11 protein-coding genes are annotated in these 10,551 nt (G+C 70.8%); 10 read left to right on the forward strand and 1 reads right to left on the reverse strand.

The features are described 5' to 3' along the window. On the forward strand, positions 1-1,189 hold a 1,189-nt coding region (arc, locus tag QZX64_RS03725), incomplete at its 5' end, for a proteasome ATPase (RefSeq protein WP_295657073.1). A 238-nt stretch (positions 1,190-1,427) separates the two neighbouring features. Here arc and QZX64_RS03730 read toward each other — a convergent pair. After that, positions 1,428-2,054, reverse strand: a complete 627-nt coding sequence (locus QZX64_RS03730; protein WP_295657075.1) for a class I SAM-dependent methyltransferase — start codon at positions 2,052-2,054, stop codon at positions 1,428-1,430. Positions 2,055-2,136: 82 nt separating this feature from the next. Here QZX64_RS03730 and dop point away from each other — a divergent pair, with 82 nt between their 5' ends. The 9 genes from dop to QZX64_RS03775 form a co-directional block, all read left to right on the forward strand. After that, positions 2,137-3,645 (forward strand): depupylase/deamidase Dop, encoded by a 1,509-nt coding sequence (dop, locus tag QZX64_RS03735; RefSeq protein ID WP_295657076.1) that lies wholly within the window; start codon positions 2,137-2,139, stop codon positions 3,643-3,645. Between the two features lie 19 nt (positions 3,646-3,664). Further along, complete coding sequence (locus QZX64_RS03740; RefSeq protein WP_295657078.1) at positions 3,665-3,874, forward strand: ubiquitin-like protein Pup; 210 nt, start codon at positions 3,665-3,667, stop codon at positions 3,872-3,874. Beyond that, a complete protein-coding gene (gene prcB / locus QZX64_RS03745; protein ID WP_295657081.1) occupies positions 3,874-4,704 on the forward strand; it encodes a proteasome subunit beta in 831 nt (276 codons plus the stop codon). Before QZX64_RS03740 ends, prcB begins: the two co-directional genes overlap by 1 nt. A gap of 30 nt (positions 4,705-4,734) precedes the next feature. Continuing rightward, positions 4,735-5,706 carry a proteasome subunit alpha gene (gene prcA, locus QZX64_RS03750; protein ID WP_295657083.1) on the forward strand — a complete coding sequence of 324 codons (972 nt, stop codon included), beginning with the start codon at positions 4,735-4,737 and terminating at the stop codon, positions 5,704-5,706. After that, positions 5,703-6,245: an NUDIX hydrolase gene (locus QZX64_RS03755; protein WP_295657085.1), complete on the forward strand. Its 543-nt coding sequence runs from the start codon at positions 5,703-5,705 to the stop codon at positions 6,243-6,245. Before prcA ends, QZX64_RS03755 begins: the two co-directional genes overlap by 4 nt. Positions 6,246-6,430: 185 nt before the next feature. Then, positions 6,431-7,387: a hypothetical protein gene (locus tag QZX64_RS03760; RefSeq protein WP_295657087.1), complete on the forward strand. Its 957-nt coding sequence runs from the start codon at positions 6,431-6,433 to the stop codon at positions 7,385-7,387. Positions 7,388-7,481: 94 nt separating this feature from the next. Beyond that, positions 7,482-8,843, forward strand: a complete 1,362-nt coding sequence (pafA, locus tag QZX64_RS03765) for a Pup--protein ligase (protein ID WP_295657089.1) — start codon at positions 7,482-7,484, stop codon at positions 8,841-8,843. Positions 8,844-8,958: 115 nt separating this feature from the next. Further along, positions 8,959-9,915, forward strand: a complete 957-nt coding sequence (locus QZX64_RS03770) for an FKBP-type peptidyl-prolyl cis-trans isomerase (protein ID WP_295657091.1) — start codon at positions 8,959-8,961, stop codon at positions 9,913-9,915. Positions 9,916-9,979: 64 nt separating this feature from the next. Beyond that, positions 9,980-10,551: YafY family protein (locus tag QZX64_RS03775; protein WP_295657093.1), on the forward strand; the 572-nt coding region annotated here is incomplete at its 3' end.

Here is a 10,551-nt window from a genome sequence, read left to right on the forward strand (position 1 = left end):
CAAGCTCCGGGCCGGGGACTCGCTGCTGATCGACCGCCGCGTGCACTTCGCCTACGAGCGGGTGCCCAAGCTGGACGTCGAGGAGCTGGTGCTCGAGGAGGTGCCGGACATCGACTACTCGGTGATCGGCGGCCTGGGCAGCCAGATCGAGGCGATCCGTGACGCCGTCGAGCTGCCGTACCTGCACAAGGAGCTGTTCGCCGAGCACGAGCTGAAGGCGCCCAAGGGCATCCTGCTCTACGGGCCGCCCGGCTGCGGCAAGACCTTGATCGCCAAGGCGGTCGCCAACTCCCTGGCCAAGAAGGTGACCGAGCGGACGGGGCAGGAAGGGCGCAGCTTCTTCCTCAACATCAAGGGCCCCGAGCTGCTCAACAAGTACGTGGGCGAGACCGAGCGGCACATCCGGCTCGTCTTCCAGCGGGCCCGGGACAAGGCCTCCGACGGCATGCCGGTGATCGTCTTCTTCGACGAGATGGACTCGCTGTTCCGCACCCGCGGCACCGGCGTCTCCTCCGACGTGGAGAACACGATCGTGCCCCAGCTGCTCAGCGAGATCGACGGCGTCGAGGGCCTGGACAACGTGATCATCATCGGCGCGTCCAACCGCGAGGACATGATCGACCCGGCGATCCTGCGTCCAGGCAGGCTTGACGTCAAGATCAAGATCGAACGTCCCGACGTCGAAGCGGCCCGGGAGATCTTCAGCAAGTACCTGACGCCGACGCTGCCGCTGCACGCCGAGGACCTCGCCGAGTTCGGCGGGGACCCCCGGGCCACGGTGGCCGGGATGATCGACCGCACCGTCGCCCGGATGTATGAGGAGTCTGAGGAGAACCAGTTCCTGGAGGTCACCTACGCCGGCGGGGACAAGGAGGTCCTGTACTTCAAGGACTTCAACTCCGGCGCGATGATCCAGAACATCGTCGACCGGGCCAAGAAGATGGCGATCAAGGACCTGCTCGACCACGACCAGAAGGGCCTGCGTGTCCAGCACATGCTCCAGGCGTGCGTGGATGAGTTCAAGGAGAACGAGGACCTCCCCAACACCACGAACCCCGACGACTGGGCCCGCATCTCCGGCAAGAAGGGTGAGCGGATCGTGTTCATCCGCACGCTGATCACGGGCAAGCAGGGCACCGAGCCCGGCCGGTCGATCGATACGGTGGCCAACACCGGGCAGTACCTCTGAGCCACGGCGTGGTCGGGGTCGCCCGCCCGCTCGCCGCACTGCCGTTTGGTCCCAAACGACACGTTCGGAGCCACAGAACTTGCCGTTTGGGACCAATCGGCACCCCGACGCACCCCATGAAGGAGCACTCCCATGAAGTTCATCATCATCATCGCCGTCATCGCGCTCGTCGTCCTGGTCCTCCTGCCGATGCTGCGCAAGCGCCGGCTCTGACGACTGCCCACCGTCGCGGAGCGGCTCAGGCCGAGACCGCCGCCCGGCCGAGGTAGCCGTACGCCCACGGCCGCGACAGCCTCGGGCCGGGCAGGTACTCCGCGCGCACGTCGACCACCTGGAGGCCGGCGGCGGCGATGAGCGCCGGCATGTCGCGGGTGAGGTGGCAGCCGCCGAAGACCCGCTTCTGCAGCGGCTCCAGCCGGCCCTGCCACCGGGCGACCCCCTCGTCCGGCGCCCGTCCGTGCTCGAGGAAGCTCAGCGATCCCCCGGGCCTGAGCACGCGGCGTACCTCCGAGAGCGCCGTCGCCACGTCCGGGATCGTGCAGAGGGTGAAGGTCGACAGCACGGCGTCGTACGTCGCGTCGGGGACCTCGAGCCGCTGTCCGTCCAGCCCCGTCCGCTCGACCGGCACGACGGAGCGCGACCGCTTGTCGGCGGACAGCGCCCAGGCGAGGTCGGACGGCTCCACCGCGGCCACGGACTCCACGGCGCCGGGGTAGTGCTCGAGGTTGAGCCCGCTGCCGAACCCGATCTCCAGCACTCGCCCGCGCAGGCCCCCGCAGACCGCCGCCCGCAGCGGAGCGACCTCGGGCGCGGAGAGCGAGCGGTCGACCACCCGGGGCAGCACCCGGTCGTTCCACAGCCCCATGCGACGGCCCTCCCTCGGGCGCCCGGACGATCAGGCTGGTGCCTGACGGATCCGACTGTAGGGGCCGCGTAGGCTCGTGGCCATGAGTGTGCGGCGCGTGATGGGCACCGAGATCGAGTACGGCATCTCGGTCCAGGGCCAGCCCCTGGCCAACCCGATGGTGGCCTCGAGCCAGATCGTCAACGCCTACGCCTCCTCCACGATCAGGGCCCGACGGGCCCGGTGGGACTTCGAGGAGGAGTCGCCGCTGCGCGACGCCCGCGGGTTCGACCTGTCGCGGCAGGTGGCCGACCCCAGCCAGCTGACCGACGAGGACCTCGGCCTGGCCAACGTGATCCTGACCAACGGCGCCCGGCTGTACGTCGACCATGCGCACCCGGAGTACTCCACCCCCGAGTGCACGACGCCTCTCGACATCGTGCGCTGGGACAAGGCGGGGGAGCAGGTCATGCTCGACGCCGCCCGGCTGGCCGGTCAGCTGCCGGGCGGGGCGCAGATCCTGCTGTACAAGAACAACACCGACAACAAGGGCGCCTCCTACGGGGCGCACGAGAACTACCTGATGCGGCGCTCGACGTCGTTCAGCGACATCGTGCGCAACCTCACCCCGTTCTTCGTCAGCCGCCAGGTCGTCACGGGGGCTGGGCGCGTGGGCATCGGCCAGGACGGCCGCGAGCACGGCTACCAGGTCAGCCAGCGGGCCGACTACTTCGAGGTCGAGGTGGGCCTGGAGACCACCCTCAAGCGCCCGATCATCAACACCCGCGACGAGCCGCACGCGGACCCGGAGAAGTACCGCCGGCTCCACGTCATCATCGGCGACGCCAACCTCTCCGAGGTCTCCACCTACCTCAAGGTCGGCACCACCGCCTTGGTGCTGTCGATGATCGAGGACCGCTACCTCACCGGCGACCTCGCCGTCGAGGGCCCCGTGGGTGCGCTCCGGGCGGTCTCGCACGACCCGAGCCTCACCCACCTCGTGCGGCTCCAGGACGGGCGCCGGCTGACCGCCGTACAGCTCCAGATGGAGTACCTCGACCTCGCGCGCAAGCACGTCGAGGACCGGCTCGGCGCCGACGCCGACCCCCAGACGCTCGACGTGCTCGCCCGGTGGGAGTCGGTGCTCGACCGCCTGGAGCGCGACCCGATGCTGTGCGCCGGCGAGCTCGACTGGGTGGCGAAGCTGAAGCTGCTCGAGCAGTACCGCTCGCGCGACGGCCTCGACTGGGACGACGCCAAGCTGCACCTCATCGACCTGCAGTACGCCGACATCCGACCCGAGAAGGGGCTCTACCACCGGCTCGCGAACGCCGGGCGCATCGAGCGCCTGCTCGACGAGACCTCGGTGGAGGCGGCCATGCACGACCCGCCGGAGGACACCCGGGCGTGGTTCCGCGGTCGCTGCCTGGAGAAGTACGCCGACCACGTGGCCGCCGCGTCGTGGGACTCCGTCATCTTCGACCTGCCCGGACGCGAGTCCCTCCAGCGGGTGCCGACCATCGACCCGCTGCGGGGCACGAAGGCGTCGGTCGGGGCGCTGATCGACTCCTGCGACACCGCGGAGCAGCTCTTCGACGCCCTGACTCGCTGATGCCCTATAGGGTCGTGGCATGGCCCAGGAGCACAAGCAGCCGCGCAAGTCCACCGAGTCCCAGCGCGCCGACGAGGCCGTCGACCAGGACGCCGTCGAGAGCGATGTCGCCGAGCGCAAGGAAGCGCTCGACGACGACGTCGACGCCATCCTCGACGAGATCGACGACGTGCTGGAGGTCAACGCCGAGGACTTCGTGAAGTCGTTCATCCAGAAGGGTGGACAGTGATGAGCGAACCCCGACTGCCGGCCGCCTTCCTGGTGCCCGGCTCGTCGTCGTTCGCCGACTTCCTCGGCGAGCAGGCGCCCGACCTGCTGCCCTCGCGCCGCGCCGTACCCACCGGCCACGCCGGTGACCTGGCGCCGCACGCGACGACCATCGTCGCCGCGACGTACCCCGGCGGCATCGTGATGGCCGGCGACCGCCGCGCCACGATGGGCAACATCATCGCCCAGCGCGACATCCAGAAGGTCTTCCCGGCCGATGAGTACTCCGCGGTCGGCATCGCCGGCACCGCCGGGCTCGCGGTCGAGATGGTGCGGCTGTTCCAGACCGAGCTGGAGCACTACGAGAAGATCGAGGGCACGACCCTGTCGATGGACGGCAAGGCCAACCGCCTCGCCGCGCTGATCCGGGCCAACCTGGGCATGGCCATGCAGGGCCTCGCCGTCGTCCCGCTCTTCGCCGGCTACGACCTGGCCATGGACCAGGGCCGGATCTTCAGCTACGACGTCACCGGCGGGCGCTACGAGGAGACCGCGTTCCACGCGGTGGGCTCGGGCTCGCTGTTCGCCCGGGGGTCCCTCAAGAAGCTGTACCGCGACGACCTCGACGAGGTGGGCTGCGTGACGGCGCTGGTGCAGGCGCTGTACGACGCCGCCGACGACGACTCCGCCACCGGCGGCCCCGACCTCACGCGGCGCATCTTCCCCGTTGTGTACGTCATCACCGCCGACGGCGGCCGCCGCCTGGCCGACGACGAGGTGGCGGCGGTCGCGGACCGCGTGATCGGCGCCCGGATGGACCGCCCCGACGGCCCCGCCGCGGCCCTGACCTGACACGACTCGACCTGAGCTGAGGACAACTCCATGAGCATGCCGTTCTACGTCTCGCCCGAGCAGCTGATGAAGGACCGGGCCGACTTCGCGCGCAAGGGCATCGGCCGCGGCCGGTCGGTGGTGGCAGTGCAGTACGCCGACGGCGTGCTCTTCGTCTCCGAGAACCCCTCCCAGGCGCTGCACAAGGTCTCCGAGATCTACGACCGCATCGCGTTCGCCGCGGTGGGCCGCTACAACGAGTTCGAGAACCTGCGGATCGCCGGCGTGCGGCTGGCCGACATGCGCGGCTACGCCTACGACCGGCGCGACGTCACGGGCCGCGGGCTGGCCAACGCCTACGCCCAGACGCTGGGCACGATCTTCTCCTCCGGCGGGGAGAAGCCGTACGAGGTCGAGCTGTTCGTCGCCGAGATCGGCGACGCCGCCAGCGACGACCAGCTGTACCGGCTCACCTACGACGGCCAGGTCGCCGATGAGCACGGGTTCGCGGTGATGGGCGGTGCGGCCGACACGGTGGCCGCCCACCTGAAGGAGCACTACATCGAGGGCGCGTCACTGGCCGAGGCGCTGCGCGTCGCGGTGACCGCGCTGGGCCACACCGTCGACGAGCGCGGCAACGCCGGCGACCGGGTCATCCCGGTCGCGGACCTCGAGGTGGCGGTCCTGGACCGCACCCGCACGCAGCCGCGCAAGTTCGTGCGCATCCGCCCGCCCCGGATCACCGAGCTGCTCGGCGAGCGTGGCCCCGCCACCCAGGCTCCCGACGAGCCGGCCGAGGGCGGCGGCACCACGCCGTCCTCGGGGTCGCCCGACGACCCGGCCGACCCGACCGACCAGGTCAGCGGCGCCGTACCCCCGCTGGAGAACCCGGTGACCGGTGAGCCGCCGGTGGCACCGCCCATCGCCCGCCCGGCGCCCCCGGCCGCACCGCGGGACCCCGTCGACCCGGCCCAGCCGATGTCGCCGGTCGACACCCCGCCGGCCGACCCCGACGAGCAGTGAGCCCGCGCTCCGACGACGAGCGCGCCTGGGTCACCACGGGGGAGGAGGTCGCCTACGACGGCTTCTTCCGCGTCGTACGGCGCGGCGTGCGCCTGCCCGACGGCACCGAGGGCACCTGGGACCTGCTCGACGTGGCCGAGACCGTCGGCGTGCTGGCGTTCACCCCCGAGGGTGAGCTGGTGATGGTGCGCCAGTTCCGGCCCGGCCCCGGCCGGGTCGTCCTGTCGGTGGCCGGCGGGATCGTGGACCCGGGTGAGGACCCCGCGGACGCCGCGCGACGCGAGCTGCGCGAGGAGACCGGCTACCAGGCCGGCTCCGTGGAGGTGGTGGCCTCCTCGCACAACTACAGCAACACCCACCCCGCGTACGCCGCCATCGCCCGCGACTGCGTGCCGGCGGGCAGGCAGCAGCTCGACGAGCTCGAGGACGTCGAGGTGGTGGTCGTCGACGTCGCCACGGTGCGCCGCCTGCTGCGGAGCGGGGAGCTCGGGGCGACCGCGCAGACGTACCTCGCGATGGATGCGGCCGGCTTGTTGTAGAGGTGGCGGGTGTGGCGGGTGCGCGGGTCGACGTGGCTGTCGATTGGTCCCAAACGACACGGAATGTGCCCCGGAAGGTGCGGTTTGGGACCAAACCGCAGCCAGCGGCTGTGCAGCTGGCGCTTATCCACAGGCACAGCGCCCGTCCCGTCCGTGGCGGTGCCGGTCCGGGCAGCCTTTGGGGCATGGACGACGACGAACCGATCCGGGGCCAGGTCCGGCTGTCTGACCACCGGCGGGTGAGCCACGGGCTATTCCTGAGGTCGCGAGACGGGCTGTCGGACGACGAGGAGCTTCATCGTGACCTGCGTGCGTGGCGCCTCGTCCTGCCGCCTGACGCGGTCTTCACGCATGTGACGGCAGCCCGCTTGCTGGGCTGGCGGCTCCCGCACCTGCCGGACCAGGTGCCGGTCTTCGCTGCCGTGCAGGGCGAGCATCGTCCTCGACGCCCGGGTCTCATCTGCTCGCGACTGGTGCGCACGTCGGAGGCGCACGTGGTGCACGGCTTGCCGGTCGACACGGCGCCGGAAGTCCTGCTGCGGGCGGCCAGGGACCTCGGCACGCTCGACCTGGTGATCATGCTCGACTCCGCCCTCGAGCTCGGTCACCTGGTCCCGGCGGACCTCGAGGCGCTGCTGGAGAGCAAGCGTCCGGGTGTGGCGCCGCTCCGTGCGGCGTACGGGCTGGCGACGCCGCGGTGCGAGAGCGCCGGAGAGACGGTGCTCCGGTTGTTCCACTGCGTCATGGAGATCGCGGTCGAGCCGCAGGTGGTGCTCCGGGACGCGGCTGGTCGGCGCATCGGACGAGCAGACCTGCTCGTCAGCGGCACGTGGGACGTCCACGAGTACGACGGGGCCGGGCACCGGGACGGCACCCAGCACCGCATCGACCTGCGGCGAGAGCGCGGCTGGGCCGGTACGCCGTACACCCGGCGCGGCTTCACCCTCGACGACCTGCTCCAGCATCCCGGCGTCGTCATGCACGAGCTCGACCGGGCACTCGACCGTCCGCACCAGGTCCGGCGGTTGCGGGCGTGGAGGCGACTGGTCGACAACTCGTTGTATCGAGAGCCGGGGCGCGCTCGGGTGCTGAACCGGTGGAGGAGGCAGATGGGGGTTGTCGATTGGGCAGGAACGGCATGATCCCGGCCTCGGAACCTGTCGTTTGGGACCAAACCGCGGGCCGGAGGCCCGCGATCCTCCGCTCCCGCGAACCCCGACCACCTATGGTGAGTACGTGGACCGGCGGATCTTCGGCATCGAGAACGAGTACGGCGTCACGTGCACGTTCCGGGGGCAGCGGAGGCTGAGCCCCGACGAGGTGGCGCGCTACCTCTTCCGCAAGGTCGTGAGCTGGGGGCGCAGCAGCAACGTGTTCCTGCGCAACGGTGCGCGGCTCTACCTCGACGTCGGGAGCCATCCCGAGTACGCCACGCCCGAGTGCGACGACATCGCCGAGCTGGTCGCCCACGACAAGGCCGGGGAGCGGGTGCTGGAGGGGCTGCTGCTGGACGCCGAGCAGCGGCTGCGCGACGAGGGCATCGCCGGCGACATCTACCTGTTCAAGAACAACACCGACTCCGCCGGCAACTCCTACGGCTGCCACGAGAACTACCTCGTCGGCCGGGCCGGGGAGTTCTCCAAGCTCGCCGACGTGCTGATCCCGTTCCTGGTGACGCGCCAGATCATCGTCGGGGCGGGCAAGGTCACCCAGACGCCGCGAGGCGCGACGTACTCCGTCAGCCAGCGCGCGGAGCACATCTGGGAGGGCGTCTCGAGCGCGACCACCCGCAGCCGGCCGATCATCAACACGCGCGACGAGCCGCACGCCGACGCGGAGAAGTACCGCCGGCTGCACGTCATCGTGGGCGACTCGAACATGAGCGAGACCACCACGATGCTCAAGGTCTCCAGCTGCGACCTGGTGCTGCGGATGATCGAGGAGGGCGTGGTGATGCGCGACCTCACGATGGAGAACCCCATCCGCGCGATCCGCGAGATCAGCCACGACATGACCGGCCGCCGCAAGGTCAGGCTCGCCAACGGCCGGGAGGCCAGCGCGCTGGAGATCCAGGGCGAGTACCTCGCCAAGGCCCGTGACTTCGTCGACCGTCGCGGCATCGCGACCCCGATCATCGAGCAGACCCTCGACCTGTGGGAGCGCGGCCTCAAGGCCGTCGAGTCGGGCGACCTCGGCCTCGTCGACCGCGAGATCGACTGGGTCATCAAGTGGAAGCTCATCGACCGCTACCGCGCCAAGCACGGCCTGCCGCTGGGCCACCCGCGCATCGCCCAGCTCGACCTGACCTACCACGACATCCACCGCGACCGCGGGCTCTACTACCTGCTCGAGAAGCGGGGGGCGGTGGCGCGGGTGACCTCGGACCTGAGGATCTTCGAGGCCAAGTCGGTGCCGCCGCAGAACACCCGCGCCCGGCTGCGCGGGGAGTTCATCCGCCGCGCCCAGGAGCGCCGCCGCGACTTCACCGTCGACTGGGTGCACCTCAAGCTCAACGACCAGGCTCAGCGCACGGTGCTGTGCAAGGACCCGTTCCGGGCCCACGACGAGCGGGTGCAACGCCTCATCGACGGCATGTGAGCCCGCACCGGGCGGCGCCCCAGGTCAGGGCCCCGGCCGGGAGGCTCTCGGCGGATTCTCAGGCGCCCCGGATAGGGTGACGGCGCACTCCGTACCCAAGCAAAGGTGTAGCTCCGTGTCTCGTCGTGCCCTGGCCGCCCCGGCCGCCCTCCTCCTCGCCGCCCTCACGCTCACCGCGTGCGGCAACGACTCGGGGGACGACAACAGCAGCTCGGGCTCCGGCTCCGGCGCCGGGCTCTCGTCCGTGACGATCGAGGGTGACGAGGGCAAGGCGCCCGAGGTCACCTTCGACGGCAGGCTCGAGCCGTCCGAGGTGGAGACCGAGGTCGTCACCGAGGGCGAGGGCGAGGAGATCGCGCAGGGCGACAACGTCCTGACCCACATCTGGATCGGCAACGGCTTCACCGAGAAGCAGGCCTTCACGACGTACGACGCGGGCACGCCCGAGCTGCTCAACGTCAGCGACCAGCTCACCCCCGCCATCCTGGCCGGTGTCGAGGGCCAGGCGACCGGCTCGCGCGTCGCCGTCGTGGCGCCCGCGAAGGACGCCTTCGGCGCGGAGGGCAACCCCCAGCTCGGCCTCGGCAACGGCGACAGCGTGCTGCTCGTCATGGACCTCGTCGAGAAGGTCGCCGCCGAGCCGCAGGGCGAGGAGAAGCCGGTCGCCTCGTGGGCTCCCGGCATCACCGAGGACGGTGGCACCGTCACCGGCTTCGACTTCGCCGACGCCCCGAAGCCGGGCAAGAAGCTGCGGGTCACCGAGGCGATCACCGGCGAGGGGGCGGCGGTCAAGAAGGGCCAGACGATCTACGTCAACTACCTCGGGCAGGTGTTCGGGGGCGAGCAGCCCTTCGACGAGTCCTTCAGCACCGGTGCCCCCGTGTCGTTCCCGATCGGGGTCGGCCAGGTCATCAAGGGCTGGGACCAGGCACTGGTCGGACAGAGCGTCGGCTCCCGCGTGGTCCTGGCGATCCCGCCCGCCCTGGGCTACGGCAGCGAGGGCAACGAGGGCGCCGGCATCAAGGGCACCGACACGCTCTACTTCGTCGTCGACATCCTCGCAGCGGTCTGACAGCCTGCGGACTGACAGCCTGAGCCGTCCCGGCCGAGGGCGGTCCGGGGGGAGGGGAGCCGCCGTGTTGGCCCGCAAGAGCGAGCGGTTGATGAACCTGCTCATCATGTTGCTGGTGCAGCGCCGCTACGTCTCCAAGGACCGGATCCGCGAGCTGCTCTACCCCGAGGAGACCTCGGAGGCGTTCGAGAAGAAGTTCGAGCGCGACAAGGAGGAGCTGCGCTCCCTCGGCGTCCCGATCGAGGTGGGCACGCTGGACGCCTACTTCGACGACGAGGTGGGCTACCGGATCAACCCCGACCAGTTCGCCCTGCCGGAGATCAGCCTGGAGGCCGACGAGGCGGCGGTGATCGGCCTGGCCGGCAAGGTGTGGGAGCACGCCCGGCTCGCCGAGGCCGCCACCGACGCCGTGCGCAAGCTCACCGCCAGCGGCGTGCCGCTCGACCTCTCGGCCCTCGACCTCGTGGAGCCGCGCATCGGGGCCGAGGAGCCGGCGTTCGACGTGTTCTGGGAGGCCACCCAGGAGCGCTCGGCGGTGGAGTTCGACTACCGCCGGCCCGGCGCCGCCGAGGCGACCCGCCGGCACCTGCAGCCGTGGGGCGTCGTGCGGTACTCCGGGCGCTGGTACGCCGTCGG

This window comes from uncultured Nocardioides sp. (assembly GCF_902805925.1).
GTDB lineage: Bacteria > Actinomycetota > Actinomycetes > Propionibacteriales > Nocardioidaceae > Nocardioides.